The sequence below is a fragment of the Pseudomonas sp. TWR1-1-3 genome (assembly GCF_049896805.1).
Taxonomy (GTDB): Bacteria; Pseudomonadota; Gammaproteobacteria; order Pseudomonadales; family Pseudomonadaceae; genus Aquipseudomonas; species Aquipseudomonas bubulae.
Genome location: NZ_JAFCUZ010000005.1, coordinates 334,582 through 352,894, shown reverse-complemented (window position 1 = coordinate 352,894; position 18,313 = coordinate 334,582). Strand labels below are relative to the sequence as shown.

Below are 18,313 nucleotides of genomic sequence, written 5' to 3'. Positions count from 1 at the left end.
GTGACGAAAGTCGCACCGCTCCTGGTCAGACCTTGAAACGGGCCACCAGGGTTTGCAGCTGTGTGCCTAGCCGTGCGAGTTCAATGCTGGAGGCGGCGGTCTGCTTGCTGGCGGTGGCAGTTTGCTCTGACACGTCGCGCACATTCACCACACTGCGGTTGATCTCTTCGGCCACCGCGCTTTGTTGCTCGGCCGCGGCCGCAATCTGCTGATTCATACCTTGAATGGTCGATACGGTACGGGTAATGGTGCTCAAAGACTCACCCGCCCGCCGGGTCAACTCTACACTGCTGTCCGTCAGCAACCGGCTGCTGTCCATGCTGCTGGATACTTGTTGCGTACCGTTTTGCAGGCCCGTGATCAGCACTTCAATCTCTTCCGTGGACTTCTGCGTGCGCTGCGCCAGGCTGCGTACCTCGTCGGCCACCACGGCAAAACCACGACCTGCCTCTCCGGCACGGGCGGCTTCAATTGCGGCGTTGAGGGCCAGCAAGTTGGTTTGTTGCGAAACAGCCTTGATAACATCCAGTACGCTACCGATCTTGTCACTTTCGTGCTTCAGATGTGCCATTGCATCAGTGGATAGCTGCACTTCCGCCACCAGGCGGCCAATCTGCTCAACGGCCTGGGCCACCACGGTGTCACCCTCCTGAGCTTGCAGGTCGGCGGTGATCGCGGCTTTGGACGCTTCCTGGGCATTGCGCGCGACTTCATGCACGGTGGCGGCCATTTCATTCATGGCAGTGGCGACCTGATCGGTTTCGATGCGCTGGCTGTTGACCCCTGCGCTGGTTTGCCCGGTAACGGCAGACAGCTGCTCCGCTGCGCTGGCAATTTGGCTAACGCCTTCGCCGATCCCGCAGATCAGTTCGTGCAAGCCCCCGCGCATGACTTCAATGGCCTGCTGCAGCTGGCCGGGTTCGTCACGGCGGGTTGTCGGGCGGCTCTGGCTGAGGTCACCGGCTGCCACGGCCCGGACAATATTGAGCGTGTCGCGCAAGGGCGTAACGATCTGCCAGGTGATGATCCAGGCCGCGATAATACCCAGCACCAGTGCCAATGATGCGCAGACCAGCAGCGCGGTTTTGGCGTGTCGGGTATCGATATCCCGTTGGTCAAGTTGTGACAGGGACAGTTTGTTGCTCAGGTCGACCAGTGCATCGCCCAGTACTTGCAGTTGTGATAATTGCTTGTCGCTGTTCACTTGGGAATCGCGAAAGTCGATAAAGGCAGCGCGGTAGTTCTTCAGCGAAGCGATGGCCTGCTCGAATTGAGGGGCATAGGTAGCGGGCAGTCGCTTACTGAGGCTGGCCAGTTCTGCCAGCGCTTGATCGATGGCTTCCACGGCAGGCACCGCGGCATCGATATCGCCGGTGTGGGTGTAGCCGCGCACCTCGAAGCGGGCCTGCAACAGCGACCGGTTGACCTGGTTGACGCTGTTGAACTCGGCCAGGTTTTCACTCTGGAGCACATCCTTTTCGATCCCGGCAATCTGGCTGAGGGCGGCGACGGATGTTGCACCGAGCTTGGCCCTGCTGACTTCGCGTGCCCGGGTCGCCTCATCGATAGTGGCGAAGATGCTCTTGTACTGCTCGACGGCCCTGATTTCGTCCTTGCTCATGCTCAGGTCATTGGCCTGGACCATCAGCTTGTTGGCGGCGACCAGCTGGTTACCGATCTTGTTGAGCAGGTCATTGACCTCGCCCGGGCCGTTTTCACCGTTGTTCTTGTCGTAGGTGACGCGGGCAATGCGCAAATCCTTGATCAGGGCGATGACCTGGGAAATATTGGCCAGCTTGTCGCCCCGCTCAATCACGCTGGTCAGCCCATTCCAGCCGGTGATGGTGATGAGCAGGGTCAGCAGCAACACAAGGCCGAAGCCCAGGCCGAGCTTACGATTGACACTGATATTGCCTAGTGTGGCAGTCAACCAATGGTTCATGGACGAGTTCCTTTTTTTGATCGATTGGCATCGATAACAGCCGTCCATGGCTTCTTGAGTGATATTGAAGTGCTACTGCATCGGCTCGAGCGAGCAAATCTTAAGGAGGAAAAGAGGCTACACAAATGTCAGGGGCTGCTGCGGGCCTGGAATGCGCCCGCAGCGCCCTGCAGAGCGGTCTAGAACAGGCGGGCGAGCAGCGCCGTGACGGCGGTTTCGACCCGCAGGATGCGTGCGCCCAGTTGCACTGGCTGCAAGCCCGCCTTGGCCAGCAAGTCGATCTCGTAGGGGATCCAGCCACCCTCAGGGCCGATGGCCAGGGTTACGGCCTCATCCAGCCCGCGCGGGCAGGCCGGGTAATCCCCCGGGTGGCCCACCAGGCCCAGGGTGCCTTCCACCAGCGCCGGCAGGCGGTCTTCGACAAACGGCTTGAAGCGTTTTTCGATGATGACCTCGGGCAACACGCTGTCACGGGACTGCTCCAGCCCCAGGATCAACTGTTCGCGGATGGCTTCGGGCTCCAGAAACGGTGTCTGCCAGAAGCTTTTTTCAACCCGGTAGCTGTTGACCAGAATGATCTTGGGCACACCCATCGAGGCTACGGTTTGCAGCACCCGGCGCAGCATTTTCGGGCGCGGCAGCGCCAGCAGCAGGGTCAGTGGCAGTTTGGCGGGTGGCGGCAGGTCCAGACTGTGGATAACCAGCTCAGCCTCTTTGGCCTCCAGACGCACCAGTTCGGCGCTGCCCATCAGCCCGCCAATGCGCCCCACGCGCAGGCTGTCGCCCACTGCAGCACGGTGAACTTCCTGCATATGCGTCAGGCGCCGGTCACGCAGGATCACGCGGTCGGCGGCAATGAAATCAGCCTCTTCGAGGAGCAGCAGGTTCACGCTTGTGGTGCTGGCGGTTGGGCGTCGTTATCGGCCGGTTGCTCGTCTGCGTCATCGCCACGCTTGTTTTTGCTGACCAGGCTGCCAAACAGGATGCCGATTTCAAACAGCATCCACATCGGGATCGCCAGCAAGGTTTGCGAGAAAATGTCGGGCGGGGTCAGGATCATGCCGACCACGAAGCAGCCGATAATCACGTAGGGGCGGATCTTGCGCAGGTATTGCACATCGACGATGCCGATCCACACCAGCAGCACTACGGCTACGGGGATTTCAAAGGCCACGCCAAAAGCAAAGAACAGGGTCATGACGAAATCAAGGTAGCTGCTGATATCGGTCATCATCGCAACCCCTTCCGGGGTGGCAGCGGCGAAGAACTTGAACACCAGCGGGAATACCAGGAAGTAGGCAAAGGCCATGCCGGCGTAAAACAGGAAAATGCTCGACACCAGCAGGGGCACGGCGATGCGTTTTTCATGCTTGTACAGGCCCGGTGCAATAAACCCCCAGATCTGATGCAGGATCACCGGAATGGCGATAAACAGCGAGACCATCATGGTCAGCTTGAGGGGGGTCAGGAACGGCGAGGCCACGTCGGTGGCGATCATCGTTGCACCCACCGGCAGGTATTCACGCAGCGGCGTGGAGACCAGGGTGTAGATCTGCTGGGTAAAGGCAAACAGCCCGGCAAAAATGATGAAAATCGCCGCGATGCAGCGCAACAGGCGGGTACGCAACTCGGTCAGGTGCGAAACCAGCGGCATTGGCTGGTCGTGTTCAGGCTTATCGCTCATGCGCTTAAGGGGCTCGCGGTGGCAGGGTGGGGTCGTGTGGCGCTGCCGGTTGCGGCGCAGGGGCGGACGCGGTTTTGCTCAGGGTCACGGGCGCAGCGCTCGCAGACTCTGGGTGTGCGACGGGAGCGGTACTGACAGGTGGCTCGGTGGGCGTTAACGGCTTCACAGCGTCCTGCAGCGGAGCCAGAATTTTCTTGGCTTCCTCTTCCATCGACAGGATATGTTCGTTGTGCAGCTGCCGACGTATTTCGTCCGCGCCGATTTCCCGTTCAACTTCCTGTTTGATCGCATTAAAGCTGCGTTTCAGGCGCCCGATCCACAGGCCCGCCGTGCGTGCAGCACCCGGCAAGCGCTCGGGGCCGAGCACCAGCAGGGCCACCAGGCCGACGAGCAGCAGTTCACTGAAGCTGATACCGAACATTAGTTTTGGCTCACACGTCTTTGCGGGTCGGCTCTTCGACTTTTTGCGCCTGCACGTCGATGGTGTGCGGCTCGTTCAGGGTCGAAGTGGTGTGCGGCTGCGGCGCGGCGGTTGGCTGCGCAGGTGGAACCACGGGCTCGGCAGGCTTTTCGTCGTCGTTCATGGCCTTGCGAAAGCCCTTGATCGATTCGCCGACATCCGTGCCCAGGTTTTTCAGTTTTTTGGTGCCGAAGACAAGGACTACGACTACCAGAATGACGATCCAGTGTTTCCAGTCAAAAATGCCCATGATCTGTTCCTTTGCAAATAAGGGTTAGGTGGACGGCCGCGAGGCTTTTTCCACATGGCCGGAGGTGCCGATACGACGTTCCAGTTCATCCAGTACGGCCTGAGGATGCTGCCCCAGCTGGGCCAGCATGATCATGCTATGGAACCACAGATCGGCTGTTTCGTAGATGACATCGCTGCAATCACCGCTGATGGCAGCGTCCTTGGCGGCGATGATGGTCTCGATCGACTCTTCGCCGACCTTTTCCAGAATCTTGTTCAGGCCCTTGTGGTACAGACTGGCCACATAGGAGCTGTCCGGGGTTGCGCCTTTGCGCGCTTCGAGCACTTGGGCTACGCGGCTCAGAGTGTCAGTCATGGGAGTGCCCTGCTTGGTAAATGGCGTGCGGATCTTTAAGTACCGGGTCGACGATCTTCCACTCGGCGTTTTCGTACACGCGGTAGAAGCAGCTCTGACGGCCGGTATGGCAGGCGATATCACCGATTTGTTCGACCATCAGGATGATCACGTCGGCGTCGCAGTCCAGGCGCATTTCATGCAGCTTTTGCACATGGCCGGACTCTTCGCCTTTGCGCCACAGCTTGCCACGGGAACGTGACCAGTAGATGGCACGGTTCTCGGTTGCCGTCAGGCTCAGTGCCTCGCGGTTCATCCAGGCCATCATCAGTACGCGCCCGGTGTTGTGGTCCTGGGCAATCGCCGGCACCAGGCCGTCGTTGTCCCATTTGATCTCGTCCAGCCAGTCTTTCATGTTCGACTCCGACAACCTGCCTCAGCCCTGTGGCTGAGGCCTGGTGAATTAACAGTTTGCCAGCCTCGACCGGGGCTGGCTATCGGCGCACGATCAGATACAAGCCCACGGCCAGCATTATGCCGGCAGGCCAATAGCCTGCAGTGTGTAGCGGGCCAATACTGGCCAGTAATGCGCCAGCGGCCAGATGCCCGGCACCGATCAGGCGCAGGAACCAGCTGTCACGGGGTTCGCGCACGACCAATTGTTTGTTATGGGCATGGGGCTGCGACATGCGTTCGAGCAAGTCGCGGGTCATGCCGGCCAGATGCGGGATCTGCTCGACCTGGCTGTGCAGGTTGCGCAGCAGGGTCTTGGGGCTGACGCGCTCACGCATCCAGCGCTCAAGGAACGGCTGGGCGGTACTCCACAAATCCAGGTCGGGGTACAGCTGGCGGCCCAGGCCTTCGATATTGAGCAGGGTTTTTTGCAGCAGCACCAACTGTGGCTGGACTTCCATATTGAAGCGTCGCGCCGTTTGGAAAAGGCGCATAAGCACCTGGCCAAAGGAAATTTCCTTCAGCGGCTTTTCGAAGATCGGCTCACACACGGTGCGGATCGCCGCTTCAAACTCGTTGAGCTTGGTGTGCGCCGGTACCCAGCCTGAGTCGATGTGCAACTGCGCCACGCGCCGGTAATCGCGCTTGAAAAAGGCGAACAGGTTGCGCGCCAGATAGTCCTGGTCCTCGGGGGTCAGGCTGCCGACAATGCCGCAGTCGATGGCGATGTATTGCGGGGCCCACGGGTTCACGGTGCTGACAAAAATGTTGCCGGGGTGCATGTCGGCATGAAAGAAGCTGTCGCGGAACACCTGGGTGAAGAAAATCTCCACGCCACGTTCGGCCAGCATTTTCATGTCGGTGCGCTGATCGGCCAGGGCCGCAAGGTCGGTGACCTGGATCCCGTAGATGCGCTCCATCACCAACACTTTCGGGCGGCACCAGTCCCAGTAGACTTGCGGCACATACATCAGCGGCGAGCCTTCGAAGTTGCGCTTGAGCTGGCTGGCATTGGCCGCTTCACGCAACAGATCGAGTTCGTCGTAAATGGTTTTTTCGTAGTCACTGACCACATCCACCGGATGCAGCAGGCGCGCGTCTGCGCTCAAACGCTCGGCAGTGCGGGCGAGGATAAACAGCCAGGCCAGGTCGGAGCCGATGATCGGCTTGAGGCCCGGGCGTACAACCTTGACCACCACTTCTTCGCCGGTCTTGAGTTTTGCCGAGTGAACCTGGGCCACCGAGGCCGAGGCCAGTGGTTCGATATCAAAACGGCTGAACACTTCACTGATCCGGGCACCGAGCTGCTCTTCGATCAGCTTGACTGCCAACTGCGGGTCAAACGGCGGTACGCGGTCTTGCAGCAGCATCAGCTCATCGGCGATATCGGCGGGCAGCAGGTCGCGGCGGGTCGAAAGGATCTGGCCGAACTTGATGAAAATCGGCCCCAGATCCTGTAACGCCAGGCGCAGGGCGGCACCGCGGCTCAGCTCCAGTTTTTTGCGCGGGAACCAGCGCCACGGCAGTGCATAGCGCAGGGACAACATCCACCACGGCAAGGGCAGGGCGAACAGCAGGTCATCGAGCCGGTAGCGAATGACGACGCGCTGGATGCGGAACAAACGGCGTATGGCAAGCAGCTTCATGCGTTATCGCTGGAATTGAGGGATCGGCAAAGGCGCTCAACGCGCGCTTCAAGGCGATCCAGGTCGAGTTTGAGTTGGTCCAGCTCGTCAAAGCGCGCTTGCGCCTCACGTTCTCCGACCAAAGTGCGGGCTTCTTCGCTCAGGTATTCGGCCAGGTTCTGGTTGATACTGGCGAAACCTTGTTGATACCAGTTGGCGCGGCTGCGTACATGGCCACCGATCAATGCCGTTGCCACAGGCCCGATCCAGTTCGAAAGTTCATACTCCCAATCCAGTTCCAGGTCTTGCAGCACCGCCGCCAATTCCATCAACACAGCGCTGTCGCCTTCGAGTTCGACTTCAGGGCTGTGCAGGATGGCGCTCTTGTCCTTGCTCAGAGCAAGGCGCAACAGGCTGGAGGCAGGCGCGCGCAGGGTGCAGTCAGGCTCGGCTGCCCATTGGCTCGCCAGCATCAGGCCTTCTTCGCTGGGCAGAATAAACAGGTGCAGCGAGGGGCTGGCGCAATCGACGGCAATCAACTTGCCGGTCAAGGGGCGCAAACGCGCCAGGGCCGTGCTGTCCAGCCGCAATACGCGGTTGACGCCGTGTTCGACGCTGGCGAGAAGGCCGCGCAGCAACATCAGGGCTTGATGCCGCGATGCAGGGCGACGATACCTGAGGTCATGTTGTGATAGGTCACGCGGTCAAAACCGGCCTCGACCATCATCGACTTCAGGGTTTCCTGGTCCGGGTGCATGCGGATCGATTCTGCCAGGTAGCGATAGCTTTCCGGGTCGTTGAGGATCAGCTTGCCCACCATCGGCATGAAAGCGAACGAGTAGGTGTCGTAGACCTTGGACATCAGCGCGTTGGTCGGCTTGGAGAACTCCAGTACCAACAGGCGGCCGCCCGGCTTCAGCACGCGCAGCATGGAGCGCAGGGCGTCTTCCTTGTGGGTCACGTTGCGCAGGCCGAAAGCGATGGTCACGCAATCGAAATAGTTGTCCGGGAACGGCAGCTTTTCAGCGTCGGCCTGAACGAACTCGATATTGCCGGCTACGCCCTTGTCCAGCAGGCGGTCACGGCCGACTTTGAGCATGGACGCGTTGATATCAGCCAGCACGACCTGGCCGGTAGGGCCAACCAGATGGGAGAACTTGCGGGCCAGATCGCCGGTACCGCCAGCGATGTCCAGCACCTTGTTGCCCGGGCGTACGCCGGACAGCTCGATGGTAAAACGCTTCCACAGACGGTGCATGCCGCCTGACAGAACGTCGTTCATCAGGTCATATTTGCCGGCTACAGAGTGGAAAACCTCGGCGACTTTCTCGGCCTTCTGGCTTTCCGGTACGTTTTTGAAGCCGAAGTGAGTGGTGGGTTCGGCATCGCTGCCTTTGCGCTGATCAGTCATATCGCTGTCACCAAAAGAGAATGCTGGCCATTCTAATCCCGGTGGCCGGCTTTGTCTTGGCGAGGGTGAATGTATAGTGGCGGCTTTATTTATCAGGAGCCACGCCATGGCGCGTATCAGCGTTGAACGTACCCACAGTCTGGGCCTTGAAGCCGCACGTGAGAAAGCCCGTCCTTTGGTCGAGAAACTGGCCAGCCAGTATGGCCTGACCCCTACCTGGGCGGGCGACACGGTAAAACTGAAGCGCTCGGGAGTGAATGGCACCCTGCTAATCAGCGACAACAACGTCAAGGTCGATGTGGAACTGGGCCTGTTGATGTCGGCGATGAGCGGCATGATCCAGTCGGAAATCGAACGCTCGCTGGATAAGGCGCTGGCGTAGTCGTGTTGCCGGTCTAATAGCGGCCGCGCCCTTGATACAAGGCGGTTTAACGTCTAAACCTGATGCAGGTGAGCACCTTTGTTCATCTTGATGATTCGACGATCCTGCTCACCGGCGTCGCGACATGACATTGAGGGGAACACGATGGCTGCGAAAAAACCGACTGCTAAAGACAGCAACACCTGGGTAGGCAAGGTGGAAGAGTACTCACGAAAAATCTGGCTCGCAGGTTTGGGTGTGTACTCGAAAATTGATACCGATGGCAGCAAGCTCTTCGACACCCTGGTCAAGGATGGCGAAAAGGCCGAAAAACTGGCCAAGGATGCCGGGCACAAAGTGGCCGAGGGCGTTAAATCGTCGACATCGTCCGCGCGCTCGCGGGTTGAAGATGTCAAGGATCTGGCCCTGGAAAAGTGGGGCGAGTTCGAAGAGGCTTTCGACAAGCGCCTTAATAGCGCCATTACCCGCTTGGGTGTCCCCAGCCGTGATGAGGTCAAGGCGCTGCATGCCAAGGTCGAGACCCTGACCAAGCATATCGAGAAGCTGACTGCGGCGGCTGCCAAAGTTGCGGCCAGCAAGGCGCCGGTTGCGAGCAAGGCGGCACCGGCCAAGGCTGCGGCAAAACCTGCGGTTGCCAAAGCGGCTGCCAAGCCTGCGGCCAAACCTGCAGCCAAGCCCGCTGCTGTTAAAGCTCCTGCGGCCGCGAGCAAGCCAGCAGCCGCCAAACCGGCCGCCAAAAAACCTGCGGCCAAGAAACCAGTAGCGCCTAAAGCGCCAGCGGTTGATGCCAAGGGAACGACTTCCACTTTGTAGCCGCTGACGAGCCGCGCGAGGCTGCGCGCGCCTCAGCGGCTACAAAAAAGCTGCAGCCGGCTCAGAGCATCAATTTGACCACCGACACCGACGGGTCGCGGGACTTGCCGGCTTTTTTCAGTTCCTGCAAGTAATCCGCCCACAGCTCTTGCTGGCGCACGCCAAGCTGGTAGAGGTAGTCCCAGGTAAACAGCCCGCTGTCGTGACCGTCATCGAAGGTCAGTTTCAACGCGTACTGGCCTGCGGGTTCGATCTTGCTCAAGCCGACATTGATCTTGCCAAATTGCAGAATCGGATTGCCATGGCCCTGGACCTCGGCAGACGGCGAGTGCACGCGCAGAAACTCGGCCGGCAGGTGGTGCTCTTCGCCGGACGGGTATTTGAGGGTGAGGGTCTTAGAAGCTTTGTGCAGGTTGATGGCACTGGGGATCATGGTCATAACCTTAGGTCATTGCACAAGCGCTGTAGCCGCTGAGAGCGGCTACAGGTGCAAAGGGCTTACAAGATGTAGCGCGAGAGGTCTTCGTTCTCGGCCAGTTCGCCCAGGTGGCTGTTGACGTATTCGGCGTCGATGCGGATAGGCTCATCATTCTGCGCACTGGCGATATCACCGGCGCTGAAGGACACCTCTTCGAGCAAACGTTCAAGCAGCGTGTGCAGGCGGCGGGCACCGATATTCTCGGTTTTCTCGTTCACCTGCCAGGCAATTTCGGCCAGGCGCTTGATGCCTTCAGGCATGAACTCGATGTTCAGGCCTTCGGTTTTCAGCAGCTCGCGGTATTGCTCGGTCAACGAAGCGTGCGGCTCGCTGAGGATGCGTTCGAAATCCTGTGGCGACAGCGCCTTGAGTTCAACGCGGATCGGCAGACGGCCTTGCAGCTCGGGCACCAGGTCGCTTGGCTTGCTCAGGTGGAACGCACCGGAAGCGATAAACAGGATGTGGTCGGTCTTGACCATGCCCAGTTTGGTATTGACGGTGCAACCTTCGATCAGCGGCAGCAGGTCGCGCTGCACACCTTCGCGGGACACATCGGCGCCACCGACATTACCGCGCTTGGCCACTTTGTCGATTTCATCGATAAACACGATACCGTGCTGTTCGACCGCTTCCAGGGCCTTGGCCTTGAGTTCTTCGTCATTAACCAGGCGACCGGCTTCTTCGTCACGCACCATTTTCAGGGCTTCTTTGACTTTCAGCTTGCGGCTCTTGCGCTTGCCTTTGCCCATGTTGGCAAACAGGCTTTGCAACTGGTTGGTCATTTCTTCCATGCCAGGCGGCGCGGAGATGTCCACACCAACAGCATCGGCGACTTCGATTTCGATTTCCTTGTCGTCCAGCTGGCCTTCACGCAGACGCTTGCGGAACAGCTGGCGAGTGTTGGAATCCTGCGGTACGGCGGCTTCTTCGCCGAATGTGCGGGCAGGAGGCAGCAGGGCGTCGAGGATGCGCTCTTCGGCGGCGTCTTCGGCACGGTGGCGAACCTTTACGATTTCCTGTTCGCGCAGCAGCTTGATTGCAGCATCAGCGAGATCACGGATGATCGACTCGACGTCGCGGCCTACATAGCCAACTTCGGTGAACTTGGTCGCTTCAACCTTGATGAACGGTGCGTTGGCCAATTTGGCCAGACGACGGGCGATCTCGGTTTTACCGACGCCGGTAGGGCCGATCATCAAGATGTTTTTTGGTGTGACTTCAACGCGCAGTTCTTCCGGCAGTTGCATCCGGCGCCAGCGGTTACGCAGCGCGATGGCAACGGCGCGCTTGGCGTCGTCCTGGCCGATGATGTGGCGATTGAGTTCGTGGACAATTTCGCGGGGAGTCATGGACATAATAATTGGCGTTCCTCTAGCAGAATCAAGGTTCACAAACGGGCCGTTGAAGCGGCCCGGCAGGTGACTTATTCAGCGAGGTCCTGCTCCTCAATAGTGATGTTGTGGTTGGTGAATACGCAGATATCGCCAGCAATACCGAGTGCTGTTTCAGCGATTTCGCGGGCCGACAGTTCGGTCTTCATCAGCAGGGCACGGGCCGCTGCCTGGGCGAATGCACCGCCCGAACCCATTGCGATCAAGCCGTCTTCAGGCTCAACCACGTCACCGTTACCGGTGATGATCAAGGATGCGTCCTTGTTGGCTACGGCCAGCATGGCTTCCAGGCGGCTCAGCGAGCGGTCGGTACGCCATTCTTTGGCCAACTCGACAGCGGCGCGAACCAGATGGCCCTGGTGCTTTTCAAGCTGGCCTTCAAAGCGTTCGAACAGGGTGAATGCATCAGCGGTGGCACCGGCGAAACCGGCGATGACCTGGCCGTGATAGAGGCGACGGACTTTTTTCGCGTTGCCTTTCATCACGGTATTGCCAAGAGAAACCTGGCCGTCGCCAGCCATGACGACTTTGCCGTGGCGGCGTACTGAAACGATGGTGGTCAAGGGAGAGTCTCCACGCAGCGGGGCGAAAATGCCTGATGGAAATACATATGGGGGTTGTCGCGGATTTTTCAACAGCGGGGAGGGAATGGGGATGAACGGGGAGGCAGGATTTGGCGAAGATGTTGTGGGAGCGGGCTTGCTCGAAATGCAGACGACCCGAAGTGTCAGGCTGATCGCGGTGATGCCATCGCGAGCAAGCCCGCTCCCACAGGGTGTAGCGTAATCCCGTGGGAGCGGCTGCTGTCAGCGGCGCTGTTGCAACAACAGGTTGTTGAAACCGCCGCCCGCCAATTGCTTTTGGGCCACCGTCAACTGGTCGCGATTGCTGAACGGGCCAACCAGCACCCGGTACCAGGTTTCGTCTTTCACCGTGCCGGCTTCAACCGTAGCGGTCTGGCCCAGCAGGATGATTTGCGCGCGTACTTTTTCGGCATCGGCCTGTTTGCGGAACGAGCCCGCTTGCAGGAAGAACTTGGTAACCGGTGCCGCCTTGACGACAGGTGGCGCTGGAGGCGGAGTGATTCCGCTCAAGGCTGCCTGGGCGCGGGCGGTGTCGATTTTGGCTGCTTCAGCCGGTGTTACCGGTGCCAGCGGCGCGGTTTGTGGTGTAGGCAGGGTCTTCTCGGGCACGGCTTCTGGCGGCACGAGCACTTCAGACTCGGGCAGCAAGGTATAGAAGTCGTACTTGGGCTTGGCCGGCTGAGTCGGGCTCGGCGCGGTCTTGTTGGCTTCGGCCACTTTCGTGGCTTTCTGCTGCTCCTGCTTGACCCGTTTGACGTCATCACCCTGGCCGGGTTCGAGCTTCATCAGAAACACGATAAAGGCGCCCACGGTCAGGCCGATGGCCATCCATAGCCAGCCCGGGATCGGCTTTTTGGCGGGCGCCTGATACCGGCTGGCACCACGCTTGGGTACTGGTTTCTTCTTGGCGGCCAACTTACATGCGCTCCAGGGTTTCCAGACCCAGCAGTTCCAGGCCTTGCTTGAGGGTACGGCCTGCCAGTGCCGCCAGACGCAAGCGGCTCTGTTTCTGTGCTTCGTCTTCGGCGCTCAGGATCGGGCAGTTCTCGTAAAAGCTGGAGAACAGGCCGGCCACTTCGTACAGGTAAGTACAGAGGGTATGAGGCGTGCCTTTTTCGGCCACGTTGTTCAGCACCTCGCCGAACTGCGCCAGCTTGGCAGCCAGTTCCTGTTCTTGCGGGGCATCAAGCACGATCTGGCCCTGCACTTCTTCAAAGCCCTTGCCAAGTTTGCGGAACACGCCCGCAACGCGGGTGTAGGCGTACAGCAGGTAAGGTGCGGTATTGCCTTCAAAGTTCAGCATCAAGTCGAAGTTGAAGCTGTAGTCGCTGGTGCGGTGCTTGGACAGGTCGGCGTATTTCACCGCGCCAATGCCGACAACTTTGGCGATGGCACGCAGTTCGTCTTCAGGCAACTCCGGGTTTTTCTCTTTAACCAACGTGTAGGCACGTTCTTTGGCTTCGTTGAGCAGGTCAATGAGTTTAACCGTACCGCCATCACGGGTCTTGAATGGACGGCCATCGGCGCCGTTCATGGTGCCGAAGCCCATGTGTTCCATTTCCATCGGATGGGTGATGAAACCGGCCTTGCGCGCAACCGCAAACACCTGCTGGAAGTGCAGGGCCTGGCGCTGATCGACGAAGTACAGGGCGCGATCGGCTTTCAATACGCCGCTGCGATAGCGAATGGCTGCCAAGTCAGTGGTGGCGTATAGATAGCCGCCGTCGGCCTTGACGATGATGACGGGCAGCGGCTCGCCTTCGGCATTCTTGAACTCGTCGAGGAACACGCACTGGGCGCCGTTGCTCTCGACCAGCATGCCCTTGGCCTTGAGGTCGTTGACCACGTTGATCAGGTCGTCGTTGTAGGCGCTTTCGCCCATTACGTCAGCCATGGTCAGTTTAACGTTCAACTGCTCGTAGATTTTCTGGCAGTGCGACAGTGAGATGTCTTTGAACTTGGTCCACAGCGCCAGGCAGTCCGGGTCACCGGCTTGCAGCTTGACCACCAGGCTACGGGCACGGTCGGCGAACTCCGGGGACTCGTCAAAGCGTTTTTTCGCGGCGCGGTAGAAGTTTTCCAGATCGGACAGCTCGTCGCTGGTGATCGGGTTTTCTTCCAGATAGGCCATCAGCATGCCGAACTGGGTGCCCCAGTCGCCTACGTGGTTTTGGCGAATCACCTCGTCGCCGAGGAATTCCAGTACACGGGCCACGCCATCGCCAATGATGGTGGAGCGCAAGTGGCCCACATGCATCTCTTTGGCCAGGTTGGGCGCGGACATGTCGATCACGGTACGCATGGCCGGGGTGGCCTTGCGTACACCGATTTTCTCGTCAGCCAGGGCCGCGTCGAGGCGCGAAGCCAGGGCCTGGGTGTTCTGGAAGAAATTCAGGAAGCCAGGGCCGGCGATTTCGGTTTTGCTGATCTGCTCATCGGCGGGCAGTGCCGCGATGATTTTTTCAGCCAGATCACGGGGTTTCATACCCGCAGGCTTGGCCAGCATCATGGCGATGTTGCTGGCGAAGTCGCCGTGGGTTTTGTCACGGGCGTTTTCCACCTGAATCGCTGGCGTCAGGCCTTCAGGCAACACACCTTCTGTGACGAGTTGAGCTAGGGCTTGTTGAATAAGCTGGCGAATGGTGTCTTTCATGGTCTTCTCTTTCGACCGCAAGCGCGGTAGCGCTTCAGTGCGCAGGTGGAAAAACTGGGTATTATCCGTTGCAAGGTCGGCCTTGCCAACCTTAGCAGGCGGGTTATGGATCTGCGGTGTTCGGTTATTACGTCAAAACGGTGGGCGCGAGCTTGCTCGCGATGGCATCGCTGCGGTTTTCAAGTTGTACCGCGTCGTCTGCATCGCGAGCAAGCCCGCTTCCACGGGGGTCATGAGGTGACTCAATAAAGGTCTACCGGGTCCACGTCCAGCGACCAGCGCACCTGACGACCGCTGGGCATTTGCTCAAGGACCAGCAGCCATTGGCTCAGTAAACGATGCAGCGGTGCACGGGCATTGGCCTGTAATAGTAGTTGAGCACGATAGCGTCCGGCCCTGCGCTCCATTGGCGCAGGCACGGGGCCGAGCAACTCGATACCCCCCAGGTTCAGCTCACCCAGCAGGCGCTCAGCCTCGCTGCAGGCTTCATCCAGAAAACCTTCGGCTTGTCCCGGTTTGTGGGCTTCTGCGCGCAGCAGCGCCAGATGGGCGAAAGGCGGCAGTCCTGCCGCCCGGCGTTCGCTCAGGGCCTGTTCGGCGAAGGCGAAGTAACCCTGCTCGGTCAGTTGGATCAGCAGCGGGTGGTCGGCCAGATGGGTCTGGATAATCACCTTGCCCGGCTCTTCAGCCCGGCCGGCCCGGCCCGCGACCTGAACGATCAGCTGGGCCATGCGCTCGCTGGCGCGGAAGTCGCCGGAGAACAGGCCGCCATCGGCATCCAGGATCGATACCAGCGTCACCCGGGGGAAGTGATGGCCTTTGGCGAGCATTTGTGTGCCGATCAGTATGCACGGCTGGCCCTTCTGGATCGTGGCAAACAGTTGGTTCATCGCGTCCTTGCGCGAGGTACTGTCTCGATCTACCCGCAGTACCGGGTAGTCGGGGAACAAAATCCCCAGCCGCTCTTCGGCGCGCTCAGTCCCGGCACCTACAGGCCGCAGGTCGACTTTGCCGCATTGCGGGCAGTTGCGCGGAACGCGCTCGACGTAGCCGCAGTGATGGCAGCGTAGCTCGCCAGAGCGCTGATGAACGGTCATGCGCGCATCGCAGCGCTGGCATTCAGACATCCAGCCACAGTCATGGCACAGCAATGTCGGCGCGAAGCCTCGACGGTTCAAAAACACCAGTACTTGCTGGCCTGCAGCGAGGGTCTGGCCGATGGCCTGTTGCATCGGCCCGGAAATGCCGCTGTCCAGGGGACGGCTTTTCACATCCAGGCGCAGGAAACGAGGCTGTTTGGCCCCGCCAGCACGTTCGTTCAGGCGCAGCAAGCCGTAACGGCCGGTGTAGGCGTTGTGCAGGCTTTCCAGTGATGGCGTTGCGGAGCCGAGTACGATGGGGATGTTTTCCTGCCGGGCACGCACCAGTGCCAGGTCGCGGGCGTGGTAGCGCAAACCTTCCTGCTGTTTATAAGAGCCGTCGTGCTCTTCGTCGATAATGATCAGCCCCGGGTTTTTCATCGGGGTGAACAGCGCTGAACGCGTGCCAATAATAATGTCGGCTTCGCCATCACGGGCTGCCAGCCAGCTTTCCAGGCGCTCGCGGTCATTGACCGCAGAATGCACCAGCGCAATACGGGCATTGAAGCGTTGTTCGAAGCGGGCCAGGGTTTGCGGACCCAGGTTGATTTCCGGGATCAGCACCAGCGCCTGCTTGCCGGCCTGGAGGGTTTCACGGATCAATTGCAAATACACTTCGGTCTTGCCGCTGCCAGTGACCCCGGCCAGCAGGAAGGCATGGAAGTGGTCGAAACCTGCGCGAATCGCTTCGTAGGCAGCGCGTTGCTCGTCGTTGAGCGGCAACTCGGGCTGAGCCAGCCAATGTTCATGGCGCTCACTGGGTGCATGGCGGCGAATCTCGACAGTGACCAGCTCCTTGGCCAGCAGCAGGTCGAGGCTGTCCTTGCTCAGCATCAACTTGCTTAACAGTTGATGCGCCACGCCGTGGGGGTGCTGGGCGAGGGTGGCCAGTGCTTCACGCTGGCGTGGAGCGCGGGCAACACGGGGGTCGTCAAGCCGGGCGCCCGGGGCAATCTGCCAGAATCGTTCCTGGCGCGTTTCGGCCAGCTCACCCTGGCGCAGCAATACTGGCAACGCCCAGCTCAGGGTGTCGCCCAGGCTGTGCTGGTAGTACTGCGACGTCCACAGGCACAGCTTGAATAAAGAGGCGGGCAGCGGCGGCGTGGCGTCGAGCAGGGCGATGGCGGGCTTGAGCTTTTCGGCTGGTACTTCGCTGTGGTCGACCACCTCGACCAGTATGCCAATCATCTCCCGTCGTCCGAACGGTACCCGCAGGCGCATGCCGGGCTGTAATTGACTGCGCAGCACGCCAGCAGGCGCCCGGTAATCAAACAGGCGGCGCAAGGGGGAAGGCAGGGCAAGGCGCAAAATGGCGTCGGGCACGCGGGGCTCTCAAGTGATGAACGGCAAAGATGGCCCGGAGCCTAGCAGACAACGCCGCGCGGGACTAAAAGGCAGGTCAATGAACTGTGAAACTTGCAGGCGGATCATGCTTTGCCGCTTGCGTCAATGCAAAGGTCTGGTATTATCGGCGCCCTAATTTTACGTGCGGTATTCAACAATGGTGTTGAGTGGCGGCACGCTAGAGGAATACCCCATGAAAGCCGATATCCATCCAGCGTACGAAACAATCCTGGTAACTTGCAGCTGCGGCAACAAGTTCGAAACTCGTTCGAACCTGTGCAAGCCACTGGGCACCGACGTATGCAACGAGTGCCACCCGTTCTACACCGGTAAGCAGAAAACTCTGGACGTTGGCGGTCGTGTTGATCGCTTCAAAACTCGTTTCGGTGCTTTCGGCGCTACGAAAAAAGCCGCCGAGTAAGGCGCATGACCATGGGCAGGCTTTTGGGTCTGGCCAGGTTATTGAAAAAGGCGTCCCTTGCGGGCGCCTTTTTTGTGCCTGCGATTTGGCTGGCCAGTGTTTCGGCCGCGCCGTTGTGCCCGGCGCCAGGGGCTGTGGCCTACGCCACGGTGGAGCGGGTGACCGATGGCGACACCCTGCGTCTCAAGGATGGCCGCAGCGTGCGCATGATCGGCCTCAATGCCCCGGAGACGGGCAAAAAAGGCCGGCCCGCCGAGCCCTTTGCCGAGGCGGCGCGCAAGCGCCTGCAAACGCTGGTGGCGCAAAGCGATGGCCGTGTCGGGTTGCTGGCAGGTAAACAGGCCCGGGATCGTTATGGTCGCACCCTGGCCCATGTATTTGGTGCCGATGGCAGCAACCTTGAAGCCCGATTGCTGGCTGACGGCCTGGGATTTCAGGTGGCTATCGCGCCGAATGTGGCGCTGCTTGACTGTCAGCAAGCCGCCGAGCGCAGTGCGCGCAAGGCTCGTCTGGGCCTTTGGCGGCAGTCGCCGGTGCTGGCGCCGCAACAAATCCGTCGCTCGGGTTTCGCCCTGGTGAGTGGCACGGTCAGTCAGGTCCGGCGCAATCAGGGCGGGCTCTGGATCGACCTGCAAGGCGGCCTGGTGTTGAACATTGCGCTCAGGCAATTGCCCACTTTCGATCAAAAGCAACTGGCCAGGTTGCAAGGTGCGCAAGTCGAGGCCAGAGGTTGGGTTCTGGATCGTTCGCAGCGTGCAGGCGTGAAGGCCGGGCAGGCACGCTGGATGTTGCCTTTAACTCATCCGGGAATGCTTAAAGTCATTGCTCGCTAAAAATTGTAGACAATTTTAAATACAGATTGTGGACACTCCAGCCCTTGTGGGGCGCGGCTCTTGGGCCAAAGTCGTAAGGTAAAGGCCTTGACACTGCTGACTGGTCAGTCTTGT

20 protein-coding genes and 1 pseudogene are annotated in these 18,313 nt (G+C 59.8%); 4 read left to right on the top strand and 17 right to left on the bottom strand.

Annotated features, from left to right (window positions below; all coding sequences use genetic code 11):
- Positions 1-25: 25 nt before the first annotated feature.
- From ACP7BE_RS19990 to ubiE, 11 genes and pseudogenes are all read right to left on the bottom strand, one after another.
- Complete coding sequence (locus ACP7BE_RS19990; RefSeq protein ID WP_371926149.1) at positions 26-739, bottom strand: methyl-accepting chemotaxis protein; 714 nt, start codon at positions 737-739, stop codon at positions 26-28.
- Between the two features lie 141 nt (positions 740-880).
- Positions 881-1,942: pseudogene (locus tag ACP7BE_RS19985) on the bottom strand (methyl-accepting chemotaxis protein); the annotation flags it as partial.
- 179 nt (positions 1,943-2,121) lie between these two features.
- Positions 2,122-2,832, bottom strand: coding sequence for a 16S rRNA (uracil(1498)-N(3))-methyltransferase (locus tag ACP7BE_RS19980; protein ID WP_095000829.1), 711 nt, complete (start codon positions 2,830-2,832; stop codon positions 2,122-2,124).
- Positions 2,829-3,626 carry a twin-arginine translocase subunit TatC gene (gene tatC, locus ACP7BE_RS19975; RefSeq protein ID WP_095000830.1) on the bottom strand — a complete coding sequence of 266 codons (798 nt, stop codon included), beginning with the start codon at positions 3,624-3,626 and terminating at the stop codon, positions 2,829-2,831. The genes ACP7BE_RS19980 and tatC overlap by 4 nt, the downstream gene beginning before the upstream one ends.
- A 4-nt stretch (positions 3,627-3,630) precedes the next feature.
- Positions 3,631-4,047 (bottom strand): Sec-independent protein translocase protein TatB, encoded by a 417-nt coding sequence (gene tatB / locus ACP7BE_RS19970; RefSeq protein ID WP_095000831.1) that lies wholly within the window; start codon positions 4,045-4,047, stop codon positions 3,631-3,633.
- A gap of 10 nt (positions 4,048-4,057) precedes the next feature.
- Entirely contained in the window at positions 4,058-4,336 is a 279-nt protein-coding gene (locus ACP7BE_RS19965) for a twin-arginine translocase TatA/TatE family subunit (RefSeq protein ID WP_019825245.1), read from the bottom strand.
- A 24-nt stretch (positions 4,337-4,360) separates the two neighbouring features.
- Entirely contained in the window at positions 4,361-4,693 is a 333-nt protein-coding gene (locus ACP7BE_RS19960) for a phosphoribosyl-ATP diphosphatase (RefSeq protein ID WP_095000832.1), read from the bottom strand.
- Positions 4,686-5,087, bottom strand: coding sequence for a phosphoribosyl-AMP cyclohydrolase (gene hisI, locus ACP7BE_RS19955; protein WP_426107000.1), 402 nt, complete (start codon positions 5,085-5,087; stop codon positions 4,686-4,688). The genes ACP7BE_RS19960 and hisI overlap by 8 nt, the downstream gene beginning before the upstream one ends.
- Before the next feature lie 79 nt (positions 5,088-5,166).
- On the bottom strand, positions 5,167-6,771 hold the full coding sequence (gene ubiB / locus ACP7BE_RS19950; protein WP_095000834.1) for a ubiquinone biosynthesis regulatory protein kinase UbiB: 1,605 nt from the start codon (positions 6,769-6,771) through the stop codon (positions 5,167-5,169).
- The gene (locus ACP7BE_RS19945) at positions 6,768-7,391 is read right to left on the bottom strand and encodes a ubiquinone biosynthesis accessory factor UbiJ (RefSeq protein WP_426106998.1); all 624 of its coding nucleotides are present in this window, start codon (positions 7,389-7,391) and stop codon (positions 6,768-6,770) included. The genes ubiB and ACP7BE_RS19945 overlap by 4 nt, the downstream gene beginning before the upstream one ends.
- Positions 7,391-8,161 (bottom strand): bifunctional demethylmenaquinone methyltransferase/2-methoxy-6-polyprenyl-1,4-benzoquinol methylase UbiE, encoded by a 771-nt coding sequence (ubiE, locus tag ACP7BE_RS19940; RefSeq protein ID WP_095000836.1) that lies wholly within the window; start codon positions 8,159-8,161, stop codon positions 7,391-7,393. Before ubiE ends, ACP7BE_RS19945 begins: the two co-directional genes overlap by 1 nt.
- A gap of 106 nt (positions 8,162-8,267) precedes the next feature.
- Between ubiE and ACP7BE_RS19935 the strand changes: the two genes are divergently transcribed.
- Together ACP7BE_RS19935 and ACP7BE_RS19930 are read left to right on the top strand one after the other, a co-directional pair.
- Positions 8,268-8,543: a polyhydroxyalkanoic acid system family protein gene (locus ACP7BE_RS19935; RefSeq protein ID WP_095000837.1), complete on the top strand. Its 276-nt coding sequence runs from the start codon at positions 8,268-8,270 to the stop codon at positions 8,541-8,543.
- 144 nt (positions 8,544-8,687) lie between these two features.
- Positions 8,688-9,356, top strand: a complete 669-nt coding sequence (locus ACP7BE_RS19930; protein ID WP_095000838.1) for a phasin family protein — start codon at positions 8,688-8,690, stop codon at positions 9,354-9,356.
- A gap of 61 nt (positions 9,357-9,417) precedes the next feature.
- Here ACP7BE_RS19930 and ACP7BE_RS19925 read toward each other — a convergent pair whose 3' ends face one another.
- From ACP7BE_RS19925 to ACP7BE_RS19900, 6 genes are all read right to left on the bottom strand, one after another.
- Positions 9,418-9,789 (bottom strand): gamma-butyrobetaine hydroxylase-like domain-containing protein, encoded by a 372-nt coding sequence (locus ACP7BE_RS19925; RefSeq protein ID WP_169916155.1) that lies wholly within the window; start codon positions 9,787-9,789, stop codon positions 9,418-9,420.
- 65 nt (positions 9,790-9,854) lie between these two features.
- A complete protein-coding gene (gene hslU / locus ACP7BE_RS19920) occupies positions 9,855-11,189 on the bottom strand; it encodes an ATP-dependent protease ATPase subunit HslU (protein ID WP_095023786.1) in 1,335 nt (444 codons plus the stop codon).
- A 68-nt stretch (positions 11,190-11,257) separates the two neighbouring features.
- Positions 11,258-11,788, bottom strand: coding sequence for an ATP-dependent protease subunit HslV (hslV, locus tag ACP7BE_RS19915; RefSeq protein WP_016783176.1), 531 nt, complete (start codon positions 11,786-11,788; stop codon positions 11,258-11,260).
- Between the two features lie 243 nt (positions 11,789-12,031).
- Positions 12,032-12,724 (bottom strand): SPOR domain-containing protein, encoded by a 693-nt coding sequence (locus ACP7BE_RS19910; RefSeq protein WP_095000840.1) that lies wholly within the window; start codon positions 12,722-12,724, stop codon positions 12,032-12,034.
- 1 nt (position 12,725) lies between these two features.
- Positions 12,726-14,462, bottom strand: a complete 1,737-nt coding sequence (gene argS, locus ACP7BE_RS19905) for an arginine--tRNA ligase (RefSeq protein WP_095000841.1) — start codon at positions 14,460-14,462, stop codon at positions 12,726-12,728.
- A gap of 242 nt (positions 14,463-14,704) precedes the next feature.
- Complete coding sequence (locus ACP7BE_RS19900) at positions 14,705-16,924, bottom strand: primosomal protein N' (RefSeq protein WP_095000843.1); 2,220 nt, start codon at positions 16,922-16,924, stop codon at positions 14,705-14,707.
- A 214-nt stretch (positions 16,925-17,138) separates the two neighbouring features.
- On the opposite strand from ACP7BE_RS19900, the gene rpmE reads away from it, so the two are divergent.
- Together rpmE and ACP7BE_RS19890 are read left to right on the top strand one after the other, a co-directional pair.
- Positions 17,139-17,366 carry a 50S ribosomal protein L31 gene (gene rpmE, locus ACP7BE_RS19895; protein WP_016783180.1) on the top strand — a complete coding sequence of 76 codons (228 nt, stop codon included), beginning with the start codon at positions 17,139-17,141 and terminating at the stop codon, positions 17,364-17,366.
- Positions 17,367-17,371: 5 nt separating this feature from the next.
- The gene (locus tag ACP7BE_RS19890) at positions 17,372-18,199 is read left to right on the top strand and encodes a thermonuclease family protein (protein WP_095017728.1); all 828 of its coding nucleotides are present in this window, start codon (positions 17,372-17,374) and stop codon (positions 18,197-18,199) included.
- Positions 18,200-18,313: the final 114 nt, after the last annotated feature.